At 70.9% G+C, this 21,719-nt stretch carries 17 protein-coding genes, 3 tRNA genes and 1 pseudogene; 10 read left to right on the top strand and 11 right to left on the bottom strand.

What is annotated here, in order from left to right:
* Positions 1–243 precede the first annotated feature (243 nt).
* A complete protein-coding gene (locus ABD339_RS08630; RefSeq protein WP_344563887.1) occupies positions 244–909 on the top strand; it encodes a TetR/AcrR family transcriptional regulator in 666 nt (221 codons plus the stop codon).
* Positions 910–1,379: 470 nt separating this feature from the next.
* Complete coding sequence (locus ABD339_RS08625; protein ID WP_344563886.1) at positions 1,380–1,550, top strand: hypothetical protein; 171 nt, start codon at positions 1,380–1,382, stop codon at positions 1,548–1,550.
* Between the two features lie 383 nt (positions 1,551–1,933).
* Here the strand turns inward: ABD339_RS08625 and ABD339_RS08620 are convergent.
* Positions 1,934–3,598: pseudogene (locus ABD339_RS08620) on the bottom strand (IS1182 family transposase); the annotation flags it as partial.
* A 297-nt stretch (positions 3,599–3,895) separates the two neighbouring features.
* Between ABD339_RS08620 and ABD339_RS08615 the strand changes: the two are divergent.
* Together ABD339_RS08615 and ABD339_RS08610 are read left to right on the top strand one after the other, a co-directional pair.
* Positions 3,896–3,970 (top strand) — tRNA-Asp (locus ABD339_RS08615).
* 20 nt (positions 3,971–3,990) lie between these two features.
* A tRNA-Phe gene (locus ABD339_RS08610) sits at positions 3,991–4,064 on the top strand.
* Positions 4,065–4,114: 50 nt separating this feature from the next.
* Here the strand turns inward: ABD339_RS08610 and ABD339_RS08605 are convergent.
* Positions 4,115–4,237 (bottom strand): hypothetical protein, encoded by a 123-nt coding sequence (locus ABD339_RS08605; protein WP_344563884.1) that lies wholly within the window; start codon positions 4,235–4,237, stop codon positions 4,115–4,117.
* A gap of 216 nt (positions 4,238–4,453) precedes the next feature.
* Between ABD339_RS08605 and ABD339_RS08600 the strand changes: the two genes are divergently transcribed.
* Complete coding sequence (locus ABD339_RS08600) at positions 4,454–4,789, top strand: SCO4225 family membrane protein (RefSeq protein ID WP_344563882.1); 336 nt, start codon at positions 4,454–4,456, stop codon at positions 4,787–4,789.
* A 45-nt stretch (positions 4,790–4,834) separates the two neighbouring features.
* Here the strand turns inward: ABD339_RS08600 and ABD339_RS08595 are convergent, their stop codons facing one another.
* From ABD339_RS08595 to ABD339_RS08575, 5 genes are all read right to left on the bottom strand, one after another.
* Positions 4,835–6,115, bottom strand: a complete 1,281-nt coding sequence (locus ABD339_RS08595) for an ABC transporter permease (RefSeq protein WP_344563880.1) — start codon at positions 6,113–6,115, stop codon at positions 4,835–4,837.
* A 102-nt stretch (positions 6,116–6,217) separates the two neighbouring features.
* The gene (locus tag ABD339_RS08590; protein WP_344563878.1) at positions 6,218–7,204 is read right to left on the bottom strand and encodes a cytochrome c biogenesis protein CcdA; all 987 of its coding nucleotides are present in this window, start codon (positions 7,202–7,204) and stop codon (positions 6,218–6,220) included.
* Complete coding sequence (locus ABD339_RS08585; RefSeq protein WP_344563877.1) at positions 7,204–8,193, bottom strand: DsbA family protein; 990 nt, start codon at positions 8,191–8,193, stop codon at positions 7,204–7,206. The genes ABD339_RS08590 and ABD339_RS08585 overlap by 1 nt, the downstream gene beginning before the upstream one ends.
* A gap of 91 nt (positions 8,194–8,284) precedes the next feature.
* Entirely contained in the window at positions 8,285–8,764 is a 480-nt protein-coding gene (locus ABD339_RS08580; RefSeq protein ID WP_344563875.1) for a hypothetical protein, read from the bottom strand.
* A gap of 43 nt (positions 8,765–8,807) precedes the next feature.
* Positions 8,808–9,548 carry a SanA/YdcF family protein gene (locus tag ABD339_RS08575; RefSeq protein WP_344563873.1) on the bottom strand — a complete coding sequence of 247 codons (741 nt, stop codon included), beginning with the start codon at positions 9,546–9,548 and terminating at the stop codon, positions 8,808–8,810.
* Positions 9,549–9,812: 264 nt separating this feature from the next.
* On the opposite strand from ABD339_RS08575, the gene hrpA reads away from it, so the two are divergent.
* From hrpA to ABD339_RS08560, 3 genes are all read left to right on the top strand, one after another.
* On the top strand, positions 9,813–13,865 hold the full coding sequence (gene hrpA / locus ABD339_RS08570; RefSeq protein ID WP_344563871.1) for an ATP-dependent RNA helicase HrpA: 4,053 nt from the start codon (positions 9,813–9,815) through the stop codon (positions 13,863–13,865).
* 88 nt (positions 13,866–13,953) lie between these two features.
* A tRNA-Asp gene (locus tag ABD339_RS08565) sits at positions 13,954–14,028 on the top strand.
* A 526-nt stretch (positions 14,029–14,554) separates the two neighbouring features.
* Positions 14,555–14,746, top strand: coding sequence for a DUF6274 family protein (locus ABD339_RS08560; protein ID WP_344563869.1), 192 nt, complete (start codon positions 14,555–14,557; stop codon positions 14,744–14,746).
* A 486-nt stretch (positions 14,747–15,232) separates the two neighbouring features.
* Here ABD339_RS08560 and bldC read toward each other — a convergent pair whose 3' ends face one another.
* Both bldC and ABD339_RS08550 read right to left on the bottom strand, forming a co-directional pair.
* Positions 15,233–15,439 carry a developmental transcriptional regulator BldC gene (gene bldC / locus ABD339_RS08555; protein ID WP_003949541.1) on the bottom strand — a complete coding sequence of 69 codons (207 nt, stop codon included), beginning with the start codon at positions 15,437–15,439 and terminating at the stop codon, positions 15,233–15,235.
* A 482-nt stretch (positions 15,440–15,921) separates the two neighbouring features.
* A complete protein-coding gene (locus ABD339_RS08550) occupies positions 15,922–16,797 on the bottom strand; it encodes a DUF8083 family protein (RefSeq protein WP_344563867.1) in 876 nt (291 codons plus the stop codon).
* Positions 16,798–16,981: 184 nt separating this feature from the next.
* On the opposite strand from ABD339_RS08550, the gene ABD339_RS08545 reads away from it, so the two are divergent.
* Both ABD339_RS08545 and ABD339_RS08540 read left to right on the top strand, forming a co-directional pair.
* Complete coding sequence (locus tag ABD339_RS08545) at positions 16,982–18,103, top strand: Leu/Phe/Val dehydrogenase (protein ID WP_344563865.1); 1,122 nt, start codon at positions 16,982–16,984, stop codon at positions 18,101–18,103.
* A 249-nt stretch (positions 18,104–18,352) separates the two neighbouring features.
* Complete coding sequence (locus ABD339_RS08540) at positions 18,353–18,613, top strand: DUF3073 domain-containing protein (RefSeq protein ID WP_344563863.1); 261 nt, start codon at positions 18,353–18,355, stop codon at positions 18,611–18,613.
* A 245-nt stretch (positions 18,614–18,858) separates the two neighbouring features.
* Here the strand turns inward: ABD339_RS08540 and purM are convergent, their stop codons facing one another.
* The gene (gene purM, locus ABD339_RS08535) at positions 18,859–19,932 is read right to left on the bottom strand and encodes a phosphoribosylformylglycinamidine cyclo-ligase (RefSeq protein WP_344563861.1); all 1,074 of its coding nucleotides are present in this window, start codon (positions 19,930–19,932) and stop codon (positions 18,859–18,861) included.
* 209 nt (positions 19,933–20,141) lie between these two features.
* Positions 20,142–21,692, bottom strand: coding sequence for an amidophosphoribosyltransferase (gene purF, locus ABD339_RS08530; RefSeq protein WP_344563860.1), 1,551 nt, complete (start codon positions 21,690–21,692; stop codon positions 20,142–20,144).
* Between the last annotated feature and the right edge of the window lie 27 nt (positions 21,693–21,719).

The following is a 21,719-nucleotide window of genomic DNA, read 5'->3' as shown; positions in this document are numbered from 1 at the left end:
AGGGGCATCCGCTGCCCGGCTCGGCCCGACATACGCCTCGTCAGCTCCGCGAGGTGGAAGACCTGGCTGTACAACAGCCGGCAGCGGATGCTGCGGGGTGCCGCGTTGGCGGACCGCTGCAACCGGGCTCCGTGCTCGTCGGCCACGGGTCGGCGGCCACGGGGCGCAGCCGTGGGGGGCGGGGCCCCGCCCCCCATTTAGTGAACAGTGTTCACGTGAACAGTGTTCAGTATAGTGAGGTCCATGAGCTCTCCGTCAAGCCCGGCCCGAGGCCGGCCCGCCCGACTCAGCCAGGCCCGCACCATCCAGACCGCCCTCGACCTCCTGGACGAGTCCGGACTCGACGCGTTGACCATGCGCCGGCTCGCCGATGCGCTGGGCGTCCAGGCCGGCGCGCTGTACCGCTACTTCGCGACCAAGCAGGACCTGCTCACCGCGATGGCCGAGCGCATGGTCGAAGGCGTCGGGGCCGCCGCCGGGCCGACGGGGGACGGCGACTGGAGCGAGGGAGTGGCACGGCTCGCCCGCTCGCTGCGTACCGCCCTGCTCGCCCATCGCGACGGCGCACGCGTCTTCGCCGGTACACACTCGACCGGCCCGAACACCCTGGGCTTCTCCGACAGCCTCGTCGGCGTACTGCGAGCGGCGGGCTTCGGCGACAGCGAAGCGGCGCGGGCGCTCTACGCGGTGGCCAACTTCACCGTCGGCCACACGCTGGAGGAACAGGCCGCCCTCCGGCCGGAGAACGAAGGGCCCGCCGACACGGGGCTCCTGCACGAGGCGGTGGCCGCAGGGACGTATCCGCACCTCGCCGCCACCCTGCCGGTGCTCACCAGTACGGATTTCACGGGGCACTTCGAGTTCGGACTGCGGCTGCTCCTGGACGGACTGCGTGCTGTGCGGCGGTGAGCCCATGGGTGCTCCCCGACGCCGCGGGTCCGAGCGGGCAGGAGCAGACCGACGACGCGCTCCGGACTGTCCGCCGCACCCTCGTCCCTCACGACCATCGCGAACCTGAGTATTACGCAGCGTTACACGCCGCCGCTCGGCAACGGCTGTTGCGAGAACAGGGCCGCCGCCGCGCCCGCCTACGAGCTACTGGCGGCCAGTCCCCTACGCGGGCCCGGCCCCACAGCCGCAGGACGGTCGCCCCCGGTCTCCCCCGCGCCGACGCCGCGGCTCGCGACGCGACCCGCGACTCGCGACCGCCTGGGCACCCTGACCCCGACCGGGCACGAGGTCACCGCCCTCGCCGCCCTCGGTGCCCACACCCCCCGGGGTCCGCCCGACCGCCCTCCCGGCGCAGGAGTGCGGCATCCGTGCTGATCGCGGGCCGCGGGCCCTGCCCTACGGCGCGTCCCGCAGACGGGAGTTGCCAGTTGGCCGGCGAGCGCCCGGCCGGCGTCAAGGGCGGCGGCGAGCGCCTCGCAGTGCTGCTCGGCGAGAGCGCGCAGACCCTCCATGCCGGGGGTGGCGGCGGCGAGGGTGAGTTCACGCTTGAGACGGTCAACCCGGCCTGCCGGACGCCGGCCAGGACCCGCGCCAGGTAGGGGGTGGAATGGTCATCTCCCCCTGCTCCCCCGCCCGTTGACGCCCCGCCGGACCGGCTCCGGCCGCCACCGCACCTACGCGCGCCTCAGCCGTCCGTGTGGGCCGGGGTACGGAGGCGCCAGGTGGTGCCGGAACAGGGCAGGGGCGGGAAGGTGTGCCCCTGGACGTCGGTGCTCCAGTGGTGGCCCTGGCCGCAGTCGCACTCGTAGATACCGCTGGCGGGGACGGTTTCCCCCGGCTTGTAGCGCAGGTTTTGACTCATATGCCACATATAGCCCCGCCCGCCCTGCCCCGCGACCCGAGCGGCCCTGCTCGCACCCCGGCCGGCCCAGGGGCGCCCCGCCCCGGCCGGAGGATGCTGTTGGTTAATTCGGGCCGTCTGCTTCGCTCCGCCGATCGTCGGATCGGCGGGGCGAAGTGCTGCGAAGTGGCTGGTGCGGGTGCGGGCTCGTGGGGTGCCGGTGAGGTGGGCGTCGATGCGGGCGAGGTTGACCGCTGCTCCGGTGAGCTGGTGCTGGAGGCTGGTCTTGGCAAGCCCGCGGTAGCGGGATCTGCGCAGGCCGCAGCGGTTCACGCCCTGGGAGATGGCACCTTCGACACCAGCGCGGGTCTTGTAGCGTTCCTTCCACGCGTCGGTCTCCTGCTCGGCCCGGCGCTGGTGCAGGACCTCATGAATGTCCCGGTCCTGGAGGGTCAGCTTGCGGCGCGGTCCGCGCGTGCAGGAGTTCTTGACCTGGCAGGGTCCGCAGTCGGTCATCGAGAACTGCACCCGGATCTCGACCTTGTCCCGGACAGGTTCTCTCGCCCAGCGGGTGCTGGTCTTCCCGCCGGGGCAGGCCACTGTCTGCCGGTCCCAGTCGATGGTGAATGCGCCGACGGGAAAGGTCGCTGAAGCCCCGGCCCTGTTCTGCCAGCCGGTGCCCGGCATCATCGGCCCCACCAGCTCCACGTTGTGGTCGCGCCGGGCGGCCACGATGTGGCGGGCGGTGACATAGCCGGTGTCGACCAGGTGCTCGTCGGGAAGCAGCCGGCGCTCGGCGAGAGTGGCGTGGAGGGCCGGGACCATCTCGAAGTCGCTGACCGTGGCACCGGTGGTGGCGACGTTCGTGATCAGGTCCGGCGTGTCACCACCGCAGGTCTCGGTGAGATGGACCTTGTATCCGTCCCACATCGTGTCGCGCTTCACGCTGCCGCGCGCCTCAGTGTCATAGGGGGTGACCAGGCGCATCGCGCCTGGCGGCCGGTCTTTTGGGTCCCTGCGCCGCACCTCGCCTTCGACCAGGTGGAAGTGCTGGACCCACATCTGCCGCAAGACTTCCACCTCCGGCACCGCCCGCAGTCCGGCAGGTGCACCGGGTGAGGTGACGGCCTCCAGCAGCCGCATCCCGTCGGTTCCGATCCGGCGGCCGATCTCGTCCCGCTTGGCCGGGGTCTTGGGGAACCGTGTGTCCTCGGCGCGGGTGGCGTAGTGCCGGAACCAGTTCGGCTCAGCGATCTCGGACAGCCAGTCGGGGACGGCGACGGCGAGCGCGTTCAGGGCCGAGCGCAGGGTTTCGGCGATCATCTCCAGCCAGCACATGTCCCGCGCCGCCGACAGCACATGGGTGGAGTCGGTCCGGGCCTTGCCTCTGCCGGTGAGCAGTCCCTTGTCCCGGGCCGCGGCGAGGATGCCGTCCAGTACCCGCCGCCCCGCGTCCGCCTGGACCAGCCGGTCTCGGAACTCCGAGAGGACGGAGAAGTCGAAGCCCGGATCATCCAGCTGGAACCCGAGGGCGTACTTGAAGTCGATCCGGGCCCGGACCGCCTCCGCGGCCTGCCGGTCGGTCAGCCCCTCGACGAACTGCAACACCAGGACCAGCGCAAGGCGTCCCGGTGACCAGGCGGGCTTGCCCCGCACCGGAAACAGGTCCGCGAACTCCTCGTCCGCGAACAGTGACCCCAGCTCGTCACGGACCCGGATCGCCAGGCTCCCCTTCGGGAACGCGGCCCGCGCCACCCGCACCGTCTCCGCCGGGATCTCCCCAGACCCCTTCGGCTGCATCGACATCCACACCCACCCCATACGACAACGTCGGCCTTCAAGACCACAACCGGGTCTTGAAGGCCGACGTCACGCACGGCCCCGAATTAACCAACAGCATCGCCGGAGGAGAGCGGGGCCGCCCCGCGTCAACGTCGAATCCGGCGGACCGGCACGTTTACGGCGCACACCCCGGGGTCTGTTACTCTTTTCCGGCGACGTCACCCCAGCTCGGGAGCCCCTCGGGGAGCCCCTCTGGAGCCTCCCGAAAGCAGTTGGGAGCACCGTTCGCACTGTGCGAGACTAGGTCTCACGCGAAAGCTTGGTCCTGTGGAGCAGTTTGGAGTGCTCGCCACCCTGTCAAGGTGGAGGCCGCGGGTTCAAATCCCGTCAGGACCGCTGCACCCTTCAAGGTGCGTGGCTGGGTAGCTCAGTTGGTACGAGCGTCCGCCTGAAAAGCGGAAGGTCGCCGGTTCGACCCCGGCCCCAGCCACCGTCGCCCCTCTCGGGGCTTGAGCCCCTGCCAGGATCATCGGCGGGGGCTCATTCGTTGTCGGTGACAGCCGCGGGGCAGGACGCGGAGAACTCGTACCGCAGCTCGTAGAGGTGCCCGGCCTTGGCCATCAGCGTGGCCTCGATGGGCCAGGGCTTGGCCTTCGCCTTCATCTTGGTGCGCAGCCCGAGAACTGAGTACGCGCACTCATGCGATCGCGATGCGCCGCTGGCTACCGTACGACTGTACGAACGATGACGGACGACGACGGCACGTGATCCGGCCGCTCACGTGCGACCAGCGAACCGGACAAGCCGCGCCGGACAAGCCGCACTGGACGACAGGCACCGGCAACAGGCACCGGACAAGCACGCAGAGGAGACCTCGCGATGACGCGCACGTACAACTGGGGGATGACCGCCCGTCGGCTGTGGGGGAACCCGGCTGCCCTCGGCTACCTTGCCCTGGTGCTCGGTACCGTGGCGTTCACCCTGGTCACCATGGGTTTCGCGCCGGAGCCCGATGCTTCGATGGCCGGGGTCTGGATGTATGTGGCGACGGCGCCGGTGTCCTTCCTCTTCGTGATGGCCGGCAGCGTGGAGACCTGGTTCATGGTGTTCTCACTCGTCGTCTCGGCGCTGGTCCAGTCCGCCGTGATCGGCGCGCTCTACAGCGCCCTCCGCGCCCGGCGCCAGGAGTCGCCCCGGCGGCCCTCCCTCATCTGACGTCCGACAGCCGACCGCCCGGCATGACGTGACGGCTCCAGGAGGTCACGCCCCGGACGGGGCCGTTCCGTGGGGGGTCGCGTGGGTCGCGGCCTTGGGGCGTCCGCCCGGGTGGCGGTGGCGCCAGATCCAGAAGACCGTACTGGAGACCAGCGCCCAGGCGGCGAGCACCAGGTAGGGCTGGAGCAGCTGGTGTTCGGGGAAGTAGACGGCTGTGTGCTGGGCGTTCACCGAGGCGCCGGGGGGCAGCCAGCGGCCGATCTCGCCCAGTACCGAGGGCAGCAGCGGCCAGGAGACGGCGCCGCCGGAGGACGGGTTGCCCAGCAGCACCATCACGCCCCAGGTCGGCACCATGGCCCAGCGCCCGAAGAGGGTGTTGAACATCGTGAAGACCATGCCGCCGGTGAACATCGTCAGCGCCAGGATCATCCAGGAGTGCACGAACGGGAGCCGTAGCGCGCCCAGGCCCCAGTCCACCACCGCGGAGATCACGAAACCGCCCAGCAGCGCGTACGCGACCGTGAAGGCGATACGTTCCGGCGGGTTCAGCGCGCGTGCGTGCACGCTGAGCTGGATCGCGCCGACGAAGCCGATGATCACGGCTGCGAGCGAGATGTAGAAGATCGCCAGCCCGCGCGGGTCCCCCTTGTTCAGCGGCTTGAGGTCCCGCACCTGCACCGGGACGCCGATCGCCTTGCCGACCTTCGGCCCCGCCTTCTCCAGCAGCTGGGCCACCGAGGCGCCGGACGCGCTGGAGACGTCCAGTTCGACGCCCTTCGGCCGCTCGACCCGCACGATCGCGAAGACCTGCTGGGCCTCGATGGCCTGCTCCGCCTCGGCCTGCGTACGGAAGTGCCGCAGCTCCAGGGAGGAGCCGAGCCCCTTCTCCATGCCCTGGACGAAGGCGCTCCGGTCGTGCGCGCTGTTCGGTTTGCCGACGAGGGCGACCGGGACATGGTGCGGAGTGGGGTTGGCCATCGCGTACGTGTACGAGCCGGCGAAGAGGCCGGCCGCGGCGGCGAGGATCAGCACGAGCACCGAGGCGGGCAGGAACGGCGAGTCCTTGAAGGCCCGCCACCTCTCGCCCGCGCTCGGCTTGTGGCCGTGCCGGCCGTGCGGCCCTTGGGGCCGGGGGCGCCCTTCGGGACCGTACTGACCGTGGGGGCCGAGTTGCCCTTGAAGGCCGAGTTGCTCGTGGGGGGCGTGCTGTCCGTGGGGGCCGAGCTGCCCTTGGGCGCGGGTGGGCGTCCCGTCCGCCTCTGGCGCCCCGTTCTCCTCGGACTCCTCGCGTCGCCGCTCCGACCACTCCGGTTCCTCCGCGTCCATGCGCCCACACTAAGCGGGCAAACCGTGCATTTCCCCTGGAGGGGATGAAATTTGCCCCCGCCCCCCAGCCCCCGCCCCCGTCCCTCTGGGGAGGGACGGGCGTCAGCTGTTTCGGGGTGCGTTCGGGCGGGGGTGGGGGCACACGTCCGGGTGCGGCTCCGGCTCTGGCGCTGAGTGCGCGTCCGGCTCCGGGTCCGCGTCCCGCTGGGGGGCCGCGTCCGGTTGTGGGGCCGCGTCCGGTTGGGGGGCCGCGTCCGGTTGTGGGTCGGGGGCGGCGCGGCGGGCGCGCAGTCGGTGGACCGCTGCCGCGCCGCCGGCCACGACGAGGAGCCCCGCCAGCAGCACCCCGTCAGGCACCCCGTTGCCCACCCTCTTCGCCCAGCTCTCGGCGGTGAAGGCACCGTCCACATCCAGCAGGCCGGGCAGCGACGCCGCGCCGTCGAAGAGCAGGAACAGCGCGCCCAGCAGGATGAAGAACAGCCCCGACAGCAGGGAGGTGGTGTGCAGCCGCAACCGGCCCACGCGCAGTTCCCGGCCGCGCAGCCACCGGCGCCGACCCAGGTCGAAGCGCTCCCACAGCAGCGCCAGCACGAACAGCGGTACGGCCATGCCCAGGGCGTAAACGGCCAGCAGTACGCCCCCGTACACCGGGTTGCCGCTCACCGCCGCGACCGTCAGCACACTGCCGAGGATCGGGCCCGCGCAGAATCCGGCCAGGCCGTAGACCGCGCCGAGCGCGTAGACGGAGAGGGCGGTGGTGGGCCGGATGCGGCCGGACACCGCCTGGAGGCGGCGCGAGGCGAAGCCCATACCGAGGATCTGCGCCAGCCCGAGCGCGATGATCAGCCAGCCGCCCACCGCGACCAGCAGCTCCCGGTGCCCGTAGAAGAGCCGCCCCGCGAACGAACCGGCGGCGCCCAGCGGCACCAGCGTGGTGGCCAGCCCGAGGTAGAAGATGCCGGTACGGGCGGTCAGGCGGCCGGCCGAGTCCATCGAATAGGCGAAGAACGCGGGCAGCAGCAGGGCGCTGCACGGGCTGAGCAGGGCGAGCAGGCCGCCGAGGAAGGCGGCCAGATATCCGACGTCCATCAGCCGCGCCCGCCTGCCTCGTCGCCCTTCCCCTCGGACCCCTTGTCGCCCTTCCCCTCGGACCCCTTGTCGCCCTTCCCCTCGGACCCCTCGTCGCTCTTCTTCGCGGCTGCCGCCGCGCGTTCGATCGCGTCGGTGAAGACCTCGTCCGGCTGGGCGCCGGCGATCGGCTCGCCGTTCACCAGGAAGGCCGGGGTGGCGCTGGCACCCAGCCCGTACGCCTCCTCGCGGTCCTTGGCCACCAGCTTTCCGGCGGCGTCGCCCGCCCGGTCGCGGTCGAAACGGTCGAGGTCCTTGACGCCCGCCTCCTCGGCGAGGTCGTGCAGGTGGGCATCGGCGAAGGCGTTCTTCTCGTTGGCCTTGTCGGAGTAGACGGCCTTGTAGAACTCCCAGAACCGGCCCTGCTGACCTGCGGCGTAGCTCGCGAGCGCGGCGCGCTCCGAACCCTTGCCGAAGATGGGGTAGTTGCGCCACTCCAGGCGCAGCAGGCCCTTGTCGACGTACTTCTTCACCAGCTTCGGCTCGGTGTCCCTGGCGAACTTCCCGCAGAACGAGCAGCCGAAGTCGGCGTACTCGATCATCACGACCGGCGCGCCCTTGTCGCCGCGCGCGAAGGGGTCGTCGGCGTCGCGCCGGGCCAGCTTCAGCAGGGCCGGGTCGCCGGCGGGACCGTCGTCCGGGCGGCCCTGGACGGTGGCGTTGCCCGCCTCCGAGCCGTCGGAGTCGCCGCCCACGGCGTACTGCGACAGCCACCCGGCCAGCAGCGCGCCGACGAGGATGAGCGCTCCGATGGCCGGCCCCTTGCGGGACTTCGGCTTCGGGCCGGACTTGGGCTTCGGACCCGACTTGGGGTTCGTCCCGGACTTGGGGTTCGGCCCGGACTTCGGACCGGACTCGGGGTTCGATCCAGGCTCGGATTTCGGCGATTTCGGCCCGGACTTCGGCTGGGGCTCGGGGTTTTCGGGTCGGGAACGGCGCTGAGAAGGCACAGAGTTCTCCTGTCCTGGTGGCGGAATGGATGCTGCTGCCGGACGGCGCGGACGGGCGCGGAGCGCGCGGGGGCCGCGTCGTCGGGCGCATCTACACGCGCAGGACGGAGAGTTCTATGGGGGTCGGGGGTGGTGCGGGGGCGGGACCGCGCACGGGAGGCCGCGCGTGCGCGGTCCCGATGGCGGCATGCGACTCCGGGGTGAGACAGACGGGCAGCGCGAGGGTCTGCGTCTTCTGCTGAGTGGTGGACGGCACGGCGGGCAAGGCGCCGTCGTCCCCCTTGGACTTGTGGCAGCGAGAGGATCCGGACTCGTCGGCCGGAGCGGCGGCGTCATACGCGGTACGCGGGGAGTACGCCGACTCCTGGGCCGCGTGGGCCTTCTGAATCGCGTGGGCCGTACGAGCTGTCTGCGCCGCGTGGGCTGTCTGGGTCAGCTGGGCCGGCTGGGCCGCGGTCGGGGAAAGGGACGGCGCGGCGGCCCGCGCCTGCGCGGCCCCGCACAGTGCGAGCAGCAGCCCCAGGAGGACAGCGGTCGCCCGCCGTACCCGTACCTGACCTCCGCCGCTCATGCGGGTCAGCCTAACGAACCGGATCTCCCCCGCCACTCGGCACTCAGTCGCCCGGCCCTCCTCCGGCGGGACCGGTCCGGTGGGGTCCGGCCAGGGCGCGCCGCACACCGGGTTCGCGGGGGCCGAGGAAGTGCGGGTCGGGGGTGAACGCGGCCTCCAGCGCGGCCTTCGCGGCGCCGGGCACCTCGCGGAGCCCGCCCGCGTACCAGGTGACGTCCCTCGGCTCGCGCACGGGCACCCCGTACGCGTCGATCCCCGCCGCCCGGCACAGCGCCGCCGCCCTGCGCACGTGGAAGTCCTGGCTGACCAGCAGCGCGCGGTGGACGCCGAAGATCCGGCGGGCCCGGGTGCACGAGTCCCAGGTGTCGAAGCCCGCGTAGTCCGCGACGATCCGCGAGCCGGGCACGCCGCGCTCGGTCAGATAGCCGCGCATCGCACCGGGCTCGTCGTAGCCCCGGCGGCCGTTGTCCCCGGTGACCAGCAGGGCGCGGGCCTTGCCGTGCCGGTACAGGTCGATCGCCGTATCCAGCCGGTGCGCCAGATACGGCGAGGGCTCGCCGTCCCACAGCCCCGCGCCGAAGACGACCGCCACGGGTGCGGACGGCGCGGCCTCGACACCGCCGCGCACGACCGCGCTGTCGGTGGACAGCCGCAGCCAGGTGGCGGGCAGGACGGCCAGCACGCAGACGAGCACGGCCACCCGTACGAGCCGTCGCCGCCGCGTCCGCGCCCACGTCCATATCCGCGCCCGCGTCCGCATCCATATCCGCGTCCGCGTCGTCATGATCCCCCCCGCCCCAGACGATCTGTACCCCTGGTGTGCCCTGCCCGGCCGGGCAGGGCCCCGCCGGAGCGCGGCTCCTCCCCGGCCGCGGGCAAGGGCCGGGCCCGGCGGCCGAAGCGGCGGCCGGCCGCACAAATACCCGTACGGCTAAACCGACGCAGCGGCCCGCACCCCGGTTGCCGCGCCATGTCGCGGCTCCCGCGCCCCGGCCGGAGGCCAAACCGTTCGCCTCTGCCGCGCCCCGAATGAGATCCTGGGAAAGGTATGTCCACTTCCCCTCGCTCTCCCGAAGCCCTCGCCACCCGTCTCCCCGACCTGATGCTCGCGGACCAGCAGCGCCTGGGCCGCCGGCTGGCGGGTGCCCGGAAGATCCGCAAGGCGGAAGCACGCGCTGCCGTCCTGGCGGAGATCTCCGACGCGATGGACAGTTCCGAGCTGCGCGTCACCGCCCGCCGCGAGGCGCTGCCGCGCATCACCTATCCCGCGCAGCTGCCCGTCAGCCAGAAGAAGGACGACATCCTGGCGGCCGTCCGCGACCACCAGGTGGTGATCGTCGCGGGCGAGACCGGATCAGGCAAGACGACGCAGATCCCCAAGATCTGCATGGAGCTGGGCCGCGGCATCCACGGTGTCATCGGTCACACCCAGCCGCGCCGGATCGCCGCGCGCACGGTCGCCGAGCGGGTGGCCGAGGAGCTGGGCTCGCAGCTGGGCGAGGCCGTCGGCTGGAAGGTCCGCTTCACCGACCAGGTGAAGGACCACACGCTGGTGAAGCTGATGACCGACGGCATCCTGCTGGCGGAGATCCAGCAGGACCGCGAGCTGCGCCAGTACGACACGATCATCATCGACGAGGCGCACGAGCGCTCCCTCAACATCGACTTCCTGCTCGGCTACCTCGCCCAGCTGCTGCCCCGCCGCCCCGATCTGAAGGTCGTCATCACCTCGGCGACGATCGACCCGGAGCGCTTCTCCCGGCACTTCGGGGACGCGCCGATCATCGAGGTGAGCGGGCGGACGTACCCGGTGGAGGTCCGCTACCGGCCGCTGCTGGAGGAGGATTCCGAGGCGCCGGACCGCGACCAGGTCACCGCGATCTCCGACGCGGTGGACGAGTTGCAGGCCGAGGGCCCCGGCGACATCCTCGTCTTCCTCTCCGGGGAGCGGGAGATCCGCGACACCGCCGACGCGCTGGAGAAGAAGTTCCGGCGCGCGGCAGGCCACAGACCCGGCAACGAGACCGAGGTCCTGCCCCTGTACGCCCGGCTGTCCAACGCCGAGCAGCATCGCGTCTTCCAGCCGCACGGCAACCGCCGCATCGTGCTGGCCACCAACGTCGCCGAGACCTCTCTGACCGTCCCGGGCATCAAGTACGTCATCGACCCGGGCACGGCCCGCATCTCCCGCTACAGCCACCGCACCAAGGTGCAGCGCCTCCCGATCGAGCGGATCAGCCAGGCCAGCGCCAACCAGCGCAAGGGCCGCTCGGGCCGCACCTCGGACGGCATCTGTATCCGGCTGTACGCGGAGGAGGACTTCCTCGCCCGGCAGGAGTTCACCGACCCGGAGATCCTCCGTACCAACCTGGCCTCGGTCATCCTCCAGATGACGGCGGCGGGCCTCGGCGACATCGAGAAGTTCCCCTTCATCGACCCGCCGGACCACCGCAGCATCAAGGCCGGCGTCCAACTGCTGGAGGAGCTGGGCGCGCTGGAGCCCGCCTCGCGTGCCCTCACCAAGGTGGGCCGCAGCCTCGCGCAGCTGCCGGTGGATCCGCGGCTGGCCCGGATGGTCCTGGAGGCCGACAAGAACGGCTGTGCCCGCGAGGTGATGGTGATCGCGGCGGCCCTGTCCATCCAGGATCCGCGCGAGCGCCCCGCCGACAAGCAGCAGCAGGCCGACCAGCACCACGCCCGCTTCAGGGACACCAGCAGCGACTTTTTGACCTTCCTGAACCTGTGGCGGTACGTCCGCGAACAGCAAAAGGCCCTGTCCTCCTCCGCGTTCCGCCGCATGTGCAAGGCGGAGTTCCTCAACTACATGCGGATACGCGAGTGGCAGGACATCTACACCCAGCTTCGCCAGGTGGCGAAGACGATGAAGATCCAGCTGTCCGAACAGGACGCGAGCGACGACGCCGTCCACCAGTCGCTGCTCGCCGGGCTGTTGTCGCACGTGGGCCTCAAGGAGGCGGAGAAGAACGAGTATCTGGGCGCCCGCAGCGCCAAGTTCGCCGTCTTCCCGGGCTCCGCGCTCTTCAAGAAGCCGCCGCGCTGGGTGATGTCGGCCGAGCTGGTGGAGACCTCCCGGCTGTGGGCGCGGGTCAACGCGAAGGTCGAGCCCGAGTGGATCGAGCCGCTGGCCCAGCACCTGGTCAAGCGCACCTACAGCGAGCCGCACTGGGAGCAGAAGCAGGCCGCGGTGGTGGCGTACGAGCGGGTGACGCTGTACGGGATCCCCATCGTGGCCCAGCGCAAGGTCGGCTACGGCACGATCGACCCGGAGACCTCCCGCGACCTGTTCCTGCGCAACGCCCTGGTCGAGGGCGACTGGCGCACCCATCACCAGTTCTTCCACGACAACCGCAAGCTGCTGGAGGAGGTCGAGGAGCTGGAGCACCGCGCCCGCCGCCGCGGCATCCTCGTGGACGACGAGACGCTGTACGACTTCTACGACCAGCGCGTGCCCGAACATGTCGTCTCCGGGGCGCACTTCGACTCCTGGTGGAAGAAGAAACGCCGCGAAGAGCCCGACCTGCTCAACTTCGAGAAGTCGATGCTGCTGAGCGAGCGGGCCGAGGAGATCTCCGCCTCCGACTACCCGGACGTGTGGCGCCAAGGCGGCCTCGCCCTGCCGGTGACCTACCAGTTCGAGCCGGGGGCCGACGCGGACGGGGTGACCGTCCACGTACCGCTGCAGGTCCTCAACCAGGTCACGCCCGACCTCTTCGACTGGCAGATCCCGGGCCTGCGCGAGGACCTGGTCACCGAGCTGATCCGCTCGCTCCCCAAGCCGGTGCGCCGCCACTACGTGCCCGCGCCCAACTACGCCAAGCGCTTCTTGGAGACCACCGGCCCGGCAGCCGAGTCCACATCAGAGCCCGGGACACGGTCCGAACCCCTGACGTACACCCTGGCGCGCGAGCTGAAGCGCATGGTCGGCGTCCCCGTCGAGCCGCGGGACTTCGACCTGGCGAAGGTGCCGGACCACCTCAAGATCACCTTCCGGGTCACCGACGAGCGGCGCCGCAAGCTGGCCGAGAGCAAGGACCTGGAGTCCCTCCAGACCCGGCTCAGGTCCCAGACCCAGCAGGCCCTCAGCAAGGCGTTCGAGTCCGCGGCCCGCGCGAGGACGGGCAGGGGCCGGGCCGGCAAGGCGGCGGAGCCGTCCCCGGACGGCGAGCCCACCGCGCCCGCCCAGCACGCCGCGGGCCCCACCCCCGCCCTCCAGCGCACCGGCCTGACGAGCTGGACGCTGGGCACCCTCCCCCGCACCTTCGAGACCCGCCGCGCCGGCCAGCCCGTGAAGGCGTACCCCGCGCTGGCCGACGAGGGCGACTCGGTGGCGGTGCGGCTCTACGACACCGAGGCGGAGCAGCGCCAGGCGATGTGGCGCGGCACCCGCCGTCTGATCCTGCTCAACCTCCCCTCCGACCCTGCCAAGTTCGCCCAGTCGAAGCTGAGCAACCAGCAGAAGCTGGCCCTCTCCCGCTCCCCGCACGGCAGCGTGCAGGCCCTGTTCGAGGACTGCGTCTCCGCGACCGCCGATCGCCTCGTCACCGCCCACGGCGGCCCGGCCTGGGACGAGGAGTCCTTCCGCAAGCTGTTCGACGCCGTACGCTCCGACCTGGTCGACGCCACCGTGCGCACCGTCCAGCAGGTGCAGGAGGTGCTGGCGGCCTGGCACTCCTGCGAGGGCAGGCTGCGGGCCACGACGAGCCCCGTACTGGCCTCCTCCGTCGCCGACGTACGCGCCCAGCTGGACGCGCTCATCAAGCCGGGCTTCGTCACGGAACACGGCGCGGGCCGCCTGTCCGACCTGATGCGCTACCTCGTCGCCGCCGACCGCCGCCTCCAGCAGCTTCCCCACCACGCGGAACGGGACCGGACGAGGATGGCGAAGGTGCACGAGATGCGGGACGAGTACCTGTGGCTGCTGGAACAGTTCCCCCCGGGCCGCCCGGTGCCGCAGGCCGCCCGGGAGATCCGCTGGATGATCGAGGAGCTGCGCGTCAGCTACTTCGCCCACGCGCTGGGCACGGCCTACCCCGTCTCGGACAAGCGCATCGTGAAGGCAGTGGACGCGGCAGCCCCGTGACCGCCGACCGCAGCGGAAAGCAATCCCCCGACCACACAGGGTGAGTTCGCACCGCACCCCCGGCCTGCTGTAGAGTCTCGTTTCGCGAGGTCCTGTGGAGCAGCTTGGAGTGCTCGCCACCCTGTCAAGGTGGAGGCCGCGGGTTCAAATCCCGTCAGGACCGCAGAAGGTAAGAGGCCCGCAACCACAATCGGTTGCGGGCCTCTTGGCGTGTCCCCCCAGAGGCCGCGCCCGCGGCGGCAGCCGCCGACAACACAGCAAATCCCGTCAGGACCACAGACGACGAGAGACCCGCAACCGCCCCCGGCTGCGGGCCTCTTCACATGCACCCCCCAGAGGCCGCGCCCGCGGCGGCAGCCGCCGACAGCACAGCAAGTCCCGTCAGGACCACAGACGACGAGAGACCCGCAACCGCCCCCGGCTGCGGGCCTCTTATACGCGCACCCGCGGACAGCTCCCGCCCGCGAGCCCCGCGCAGCCGCACCGCACGCCGAACAACCCCGCACAACCCCTCAGAACCGCACAACGGCCGCCTCGCCCCGCCCCGCGAAACCCCCCGCCAACCCAGGCCGCCCCGCGGCCACCCGCGCCCCGTCGGCCCCTCCCCTGCGCCCTCGGATTCCCTGGCCGGTCAGGACGGTTGACGGCCCCTCGGTACCGGGGTACCCCTACTGAAGGAGGTGCGGCGGATGGCGACAGCTCCTTTCACTCCTAGGCGGCACGAGACGAGGGCGCTCCTGCGCGCCCATCTGGCAGCGGCGACGCGCTATCACCACATGACCCGGCACTGCCCCATCTGTCACCGGCTGCTGCGGCTGGCGATGGAGACTCAGACCGAGCCGGCCGGGACGCCGGTGCCACAGGGTTCTTCCGACAAGTGACCACCGTTCGGGGCCTGTTGACTCATTACCGTAGGTTCGCGGGCGACCACAAGATGTTCCTGGTGTGACGGGTGTCACTCGATTCGGTCGTACCGACGGGGAACTTGAGACCCCCTCACACACCCTCAATTTAATATGTGCAATTGCACTACCCCGTTCCGCCACCCCGAAAGAGGCGACGGAACGCCTTCTCGTGCGGAGATATTCGTCGGCCGGACGTCAGGCCAGCAGGTTCGTACGAACCCGACCAAGCTCGATCAGCACCCACCAGCGGGACCCACGCGCGCCCCGCCGGCCCCGACTGCCCCTCGAACCGGCGATCTTGAGCGGTCTTGAGGGCATAAAAAGATCGCGCCGGACCCGGCGGAGTCCAGCGCGATCACAAGACAAGCACTGTTGGGGCAGTGGCTGTCGGATGGTGCTCAATGGGCGTACGAACGGGGAGGGGGCCCCGAAAACGCCCCTATATGGGGTTGTTTCGCCTGATCAAGCCTCGCTGCGCTGCTGGGGAATTCCTGCCAGCAGAGCGCGAACCTCCGCCTCGCGGTAGCGGCGGTGTCCTCCGAGCGTGCGGATGGACGTGAGCTTGCCCGCCTTTGCCCAGCGCGTGACCGTCTTGGGGTCCACACGGAACATCGTGGCAACCTCAGCCGGGGTCAACAGCGGCTCGGCATCAGGGGTGCGAGCGGTCATGAGCGGCCTCCTCGGGAGAACCGAACCATCACGGTTCTTTCCTCTAAATTCTGCACCTTGACCCGCGTTGCCCGATATGGCGGACGCGAGCCGAGTCGGTTATAGGACGAACGGCTTGTCCTCGGCACTACAACTACACCATCTGTCCAGCCACGTCGGCCAAACCGATGGAATTGCCCTCTCAGGTGTTCAACCTCGGCGGAAGCCGATGGACCGTCCTATAGCGGACAGTCACACCACCGTGACGATCAGTCACAACGGGAGCAGGGGTCACCAGACCCACCAAGGAGGGCAATAGCGATCTATCCGCCCTTAGTTGGACGGAAGGAGCCCTGCGCGGACTCCTTGTCCTATTTTGACACGAGGGGTAGGTCTGAGAGCAAGACCCCTTTAAGTGCAATCCATCACGCTTGAGGCAAAAACCCGGTTCGGGACGTAGGTCCTAGACGCTCCTGCCTCGTCCCAGACGCCCCGATCCGGCTTCAACTCGCGAACTGGAGTTCCCGGACCACCCGCCAGCGGTCCGTCAGCCGCTCGTACGCCTCGCCGGCCCGCTCACCGTCACCCGCCCGGAGCGCGGCCAGACCCTCCGCCACATCGGCGGCGGAGTGGTCCCCCGCGAGCTGCTCCTCGGGGATCGCGTGAGCCAGCCCGCCGTAGTCCAGTTCGACGAGGGAACGCGGATGGAATTCCTCCAGCCAGCGGCCCACATCTACCAGCCCGTCGATGAGCGGTCCCTCCTCCAGCTCCTCGCGAAGCACCCGCAGCCCTCTGGCGAGGCGGCGCCTCGCCTGGACCATTGGCGTGCGATAGCGGAGAACGAACTGCTGTCCGCTCTCCTCACCCGATTCCGGCTTCGCAAACTCTCTGTCTTCGTCGGCGAAGAGGACGAACCAGCGGACCGGCACATGCCACACCGATGTGCGGATCCAGGGCCGCGCGTCCGGGTTGTGCTCCCGCCACCGCTCGTAGTCGGCGGCGGCCTGACGTCGGACGACGGGCGGGAGCGCCGCGTCGAGCACGGGCGGCGGCAGGTCCGTCTCCCGGTCGGCCGTGGCCTGGGTGAGCGCGGCGAGCGCCTGCCAGCTGCGCAGCCGGGTCCGCCAGGGGCACACGCAGGTCACCCCGTCCACCTCCGCCACGAACGCCTCCGCGCTCTCCCGCTCCGGCACCACGACGGGCGGCACGGGGAGCAGGTCGGCCAGCGCGCGGCGGATCTCGTCCTGCGCGCTGGGGAAGCGCTCCTGCTTGGCGTACGCGACCCAGTGGGCCCGTTCCGGCTCGGGAAAGGCGGCCAACGGCTCATAGACCCGTAGATATGCCGCGTACGGGACAATGACCGACGCTTTCTCAGCCACGCGCTTCCTCCAAGGACCGGTTCGGACAAGCTTGAAAGACAGTTGACTACCCCGATCATGGGACCGCAACGTGCCCGCGATACGCAGGTCGTACGCTGCTCTCGACCGGCCCTCCCTGGGCCTTACCCGCCACAAGCGGCGCGGCCCGTCGGAGGGCTACGACGCGATCCCAGGAGTCACCACCGTGATCGAGGTATCACCCACCCCCAGCGTCCCCGCTACAGCGGGCGGCCTCGGCGACCCGCTGGTCAGCACCCTCTTCCACTCCGAACAGGGCGGCCACGAGCAGGTCGTGCTCTGCCAGGACCAGGCCAGCGGCCTCAAGGCCGTCATCGCCCTGCACTCCACCGCCCTCGGCCCCGCGCTCGGCGGCACGCGCTTCCACGCCTACGCGGACGCGGCCGACTCCGAGCAGGCCGCCGTCCTCGACGCGCTCAACCTCGCTCGGGGCATGTCCTACAAGAACGCGCTGGCCGGACTCGACCACGGCGGCGGCAAGGCCGTGATCATCGGCGACCCCGAGCAGATCAAGACCGAGGCCCTGCTGCGCGCCTACGGCCGCTTCGTGGCCTCTCTCGGCGGCCGGTACGTCACCGCCTGCGACGTCGGTACCTACGTCCAGGACATGGATGTCGTCGCCCAGGAGTGCCGCTGGACCACCGGCCGCTCCCCCGCCAACGGCGGCGCCGGCGACTCCTCGGTCCTCACCGCCTTCGGTGTCTTCCAGGGCATGCGCGCCAGCGCCCAGCGCCTGTGGGGCGCCCCCACGCTGCACGGCCGTACGGTGGGCGTGGCCGGTGTCGGCAAGGTCGGCCACCACCTGGTCGAACACCTGCTGGAGGACGGGGCGCGCGTCGTGATCACCGACGTGCGCGAGGAGTCGGTGCGGCGGGTGCTCGCCGCGCACCCCGAGGTCGGTGTCGCGGCCGGCACCGAGGAGCTGGTCAGGGCCGAGGAGCTGGACGTGTACGCGCCCTGCGCGCTCGGCGGCGCGCTGGACGCGGAGACGGTCTCCGCTCTCACCGCAAAGGCCGTCTGCGGCGCCGCGAACAACCAGCTCGCGCACCCGGGTGTCGAGAAGGACCTCGCCGAGCGCGGGATCCTCTACGCGCCCGACTACGTCGTGAACTCGGGCGGCGTGATCCAGGTCGCGGACGAGCTGCACGGCTTCGACTTCGCACGTGCTAAGGCAAAGGCCGCCAAGATCTTCGACACCACGGTGGAGATCTTCGACCGCGCCGAGGCGGACGGAGTGCCTCCGGTGGTGGCCGCCGACCGGCTCGCGGAGCAGCGCATGGGCAGGTGAGAGCCGTTTCACGACCCCGCGGCGGGCCGATCCGCCACAGGAAGGTAAAATCGCAACCGACCAGCACGAGGAAGGTCATCGGGCGCGTCGCACGGCGGCCGTGTCGTGCGGGCGACGTACCGTACGGCCGCGGAAGCAGGTACCGTTGAAGCCCTGAGTGCCGGTCTCTCCCACGGGAGACCGATATGAATCATGAACGCGTGTCAAGACTCTGGGGCCGTCGAGCCCCGTCGTTGAGGGGGTCGAGCCATGGGGCGCGGCCGGGCCAAGGCCAAGCAGACGAAGGTCGCCCGCCAGCTGAAGTACAACAGCGGTGGGACAGACCTATCGCGCCTGGCCGAGGAGCTGGGCGCATCGACATCGAACGAGCCGCAGAAGAATGGCGAGCCCGTCGAGGACGATGAGCAGGACGATCCGTACGCGCAGTACGCGGATCTGTACAACGACGACGAGGACGACGATGGTTCGTCCGGATCGTCGGCTCCGCAGTCGAAACGCCGCGGCGCCTGACGTTCACCCGCAGTGACCCGGTCCGGCAACCGCCGGGCCGGGTTCTGATATGCCCGGGGGCATCTTCGGGGGTCATTCCCCGGGGTCTGACGGCGAGCCGGCGATCCGACCTGCCCCGCTCCGCCATGCCGGGCCCGGTTCCGGCGTGCCCGCGGCCTGCGGGCCGCACGTGCGCCGCCGGGCGGCCCGCGGCGCTCCGGCCCCCGACCGGGCCCCGGAGGCGCGGGGCCTCCGGGTGAGCGGGCTCAGCGCGCATGGTCCCCGGTGAGGGTGACGGCTTCGCTCCGGTCGCCGCGTTCGGTGATCTCACCCGCGACCCACGCGTCCACGCCACGGTCCGCGAGAGTGGCGAGCGTCACATTCACCGATTCGGGCGGGACGACGGCGACCATGCCGACGCCCATGTTCAGCGTCTTCTCCAGCTCCTCGCGGGCCACCTCGCCCACGCTGCCGACGACGTCGAAGACCGCTCCCGGCGTCCATGTCGCCCGGTCCACGGTGGCGTGCAGGCCCTCGGGGACCACTCGGGCCAGGTTGCCGGCCAGGCCGCCGCCGGTGATGTGCGAGAAGGCGTGCACCTCGGTCCTGCGGGTCAGCTCCAGGCAGTCCAGGGAGTAGATCTTCGTCGGCTCCAGCAGCTCCTCCCCCAGGGTGCGGCCGAACTCGGGGACCTCCCGCTCCAGGGACCAGCCGGCCCGGTCGAAGACCACGTGCCGCACCAGCGAGTACCCGTTCGAGTGAAGGCCGGAGGAGGCCATCGCGATCACGGCGTCCCCCGAACGGATACGGTCCGCGCCCAGCACGGCATCCGCCTCGACCACGCCCGTGCCGGCGCCCGCCACGTCGTAGTCGTCGGGGCCCAGCAGGCCCGGGTGCTCGGCCGTCTCGCCGCCGATCAGGGAGCAGCCGGCCAGGACGCAGCCCTCGGCGATGCCCTTCACGATCCGCGCGACGCGCTCGGGGACGACCTTGCCGACGCAGATGTAGTCCGTCATGAACAGCGGCTCGGCGCCGCACACCACCAGGTCGTCCACGACCATCGCCACCAGGTCGTGGCCGATGGTGTCGTGCACGTCCATCCGCTGGGCCACCGCGACCTTGGTGCCCACGCCGTCGGTGGCCGACGCCAGGAGGGGGCGGGTGTAGTCCTTGAGCCGGGACGCGTCGAAGAGGCCGGCGAAGCCGCCCAGTGCGCCGAGCGACTCGGGGCGCTGGGTCTTCTTGACCCACTCCTTCATGAGGTCCACGGCGCGGTCGCCGGCCTCGATGTCCACGCCTGCGGCGGCGTAGCTGGCGCCTTGGCCCGGGCTGTTCGTCATCGGTAGGTGTCTCTCATCTGTGGCTGAGGTGGTGGCATCGGCCCCTGTGCCCCGCGCCGCGCCCTGTTCCTTCAGGGACACGCCGGGGCTCCGCCCCCGGACCGCTTCGTTCCCCGGACCCGCCCGGCCCTCGGCCGGGAAGCGATGCCCGAACAGAGGGGCGGACGACGGGGCGAACGGAAGGGCTGGGGGCGGGGCATCGCCAAGGGCTAAGGGCGCTTCAGCGCGTCCGCGGCGCCGACGCCGGTGGCGAGGGTCTTCACGCCATCGACATCGCTGCCCGTCTCGACCTCCAGCAGGTGCTTGCCCAGCAGCTCGGGGTCGGGCAGCTCCATCGGGTACTCGCCGTCGAAGCACGCCCGGCACAGCTCCCGCTTGGGGATCGTCGTGGACTCGATCATGCCGTCGATGGAGATGTAGGACAGCGAGTCGGCGCCGAGCGACTTGCCGATCTCCTCGACGGAGAGCCCGTTGGCGATCAGTTCGGCGCGGGTGGCGAAGTCGATGCCGAAGAAGCAGGGCCACTTGATCGGCGGCGAGCTGATCCGCACATGGACCTCGGCGGCCCCGGCCTCCCGCAGCATCCGCACCAGCGCGCGCTGGGTGTTGCCCCGCACGATCGAGTCGTCGACGACGACCAGCCGCTTGCCGCGGATGACTTCCTTGAGCGGATTGAGCTTGAGGCGGATGCCCAGCTGCCGGATGGTCTGCGAGGGCTGGATGAAGGTCCGGCCGACGTAGCTGTTCTTGACCAGGCCCGAACCGTAGGGGATGCCGCTCGCCTCGGCGTAGCCGACCGCGGCGGGCGTGCCGGACTCCGGGGTCGCTATGACCAGGTCGGCGTCGGCCGGGGCCTCGGCCGCGAGCCTGCGGCCCATCTCCACCCGGGAGAGGTACACATTGCGGCCCGCGATGTCGGTGTCGGGGCGCGCGAGGTAGACGTACTCGAAGACGCAGCCCTTCGGCTTTGCTTCGGCGAAGCGCTGGGAGCGCAGTCCGTCCTCGTCGATGGCGACGAGTTCGCCCGGCTCGATCTCGCGGATGAAGCTCGCGCCGACGATGTCCAGGGCCGAGGTCTCGCTGGCGACGACCCAGCCGCGCTCCAGGCGGCCGAGGACCAGCGGGCGGATGCCCTGGGCGTCGCGGGCCGCGTAGAGCGTGTTCTCGTCCATGAAGACCATGGAGAAGGCGCCCTTGGCCCGCGGGAGCACCAGCGGGGCCGCCTCTTCGACGGTGAGCGGGGTGCCGTCCTCGCTGGTCTGGCCCGCGAGCAGCGCGGTGACCAGGTCGGTGTCGTTGGTGGCCGCCACCTGCGTCGCCCGCCCGTTGCCGGTGGTGGCCAGCCCGGCGACCAGCTCGGCCAGCTCGGCGGTGTTGACGAGGTTGCCGTTGTGACCCAGGGCGATGGAGCCGTGGGCGGTGGCGCGGAAGGTGGGCTGGGCGTTCTCCCAGACCGAGGCGCCGGTGGTCGAGTAGCGCGCGTGACCCACGGCGATGTGGCCGCGCAGGGAACCGAGCGAGGTTTCGTCGAAGACCTGGGAGACCAGGCCCATGTCCTTGAAGACGAGAATCTGGGAGCCGTTGCTGACCGCAATGCCCGCGGACTCCTGACCGCGGTGCTGCAGTGCGTAGAGGCCGAAATATGTGAGCTTCGCGACCTCTTCACCCGGAGCCCAGACGCCGAAGACGCCGCATGCGTCCTGGGGGCCCTTCTCGCCGGGGAGGAGGTCGTGGTTGAGTCGTCCGTCACCACGTGGCACGTCATCGAGTCTAGGACAGACACCCGG

Origin of the sequence: Streptomyces axinellae (assembly GCF_039532135.1) — a bacterium.
In the GTDB taxonomy this organism is placed as follows: Bacteria; Actinomycetota; Actinomycetes; order Streptomycetales; family Streptomycetaceae; genus Streptomyces; species Streptomyces axinellae.
The sequence above is the reverse complement of the archived record's forward strand: the minus strand, read 5'-3'. Positions and strand labels throughout refer to the sequence as shown.

Excerpts from the sequence above, each read along its gene's own strand:
- ABD339_RS08630 (WP_344563887.1), top strand. The coding sequence starts at position 244 with ATGAGCTCTCCGTCAAGCCCGGCCCGAGGCCGGCCCGCCCGACTCAGC.
- ABD339_RS08605 (WP_344563884.1), bottom strand. The coding sequence starts at position 4,237 with ATGAAGGCGAAGGCCAAGCCCTGGCCCATCGAGGCCACGCTGATGGCC.
- ABD339_RS08600 (WP_344563882.1), top strand. The coding sequence starts at position 4,454 with ATGACGCGCACGTACAACTGGGGGATGACCGCCCGTCGGCTGTGGGGG.
- ABD339_RS08595 (WP_344563880.1), bottom strand. The coding sequence starts at position 6,115 with ATGGACGCGGAGGAACCGGAGTGGTCGGAGCGGCGACGCGAGGAGTCC.
- ABD339_RS08590 (WP_344563878.1), bottom strand. The coding sequence starts at position 7,204 with ATGGACGTCGGATATCTGGCCGCCTTCCTCGGCGGCCTGCTCGCCCTG.
- ABD339_RS08580 (WP_344563875.1), bottom strand. The coding sequence starts at position 8,764 with ATGAGCGGCGGAGGTCAGGTACGGGTACGGCGGGCGACCGCTGTCCTC.
- ABD339_RS08575 (WP_344563873.1), bottom strand. The coding sequence starts at position 9,548 with ATGACGACGCGGACGCGGATATGGATGCGGACGCGGGCGCGGATATGG.
- hrpA (WP_344563871.1), top strand. The coding sequence starts at position 9,813 with ATGTCCACTTCCCCTCGCTCTCCCGAAGCCCTCGCCACCCGTCTCCCC.
- ABD339_RS08560 (WP_344563869.1), top strand. The coding sequence starts at position 14,555 with ATGGCGACAGCTCCTTTCACTCCTAGGCGGCACGAGACGAGGGCGCTC.
- bldC (WP_003949541.1), bottom strand. The coding sequence starts at position 15,439 with ATGACCGCTCGCACCCCTGATGCCGAGCCGCTGTTGACCCCGGCTGAG.
- ABD339_RS08540 (WP_344563863.1), top strand. The coding sequence starts at position 18,353 with ATGGGGCGCGGCCGGGCCAAGGCCAAGCAGACGAAGGTCGCCCGCCAG.
- purM (WP_344563861.1), bottom strand. The coding sequence starts at position 19,932 with ATGACGAACAGCCCGGGCCAAGGCGCCAGCTACGCCGCCGCAGGCGTG.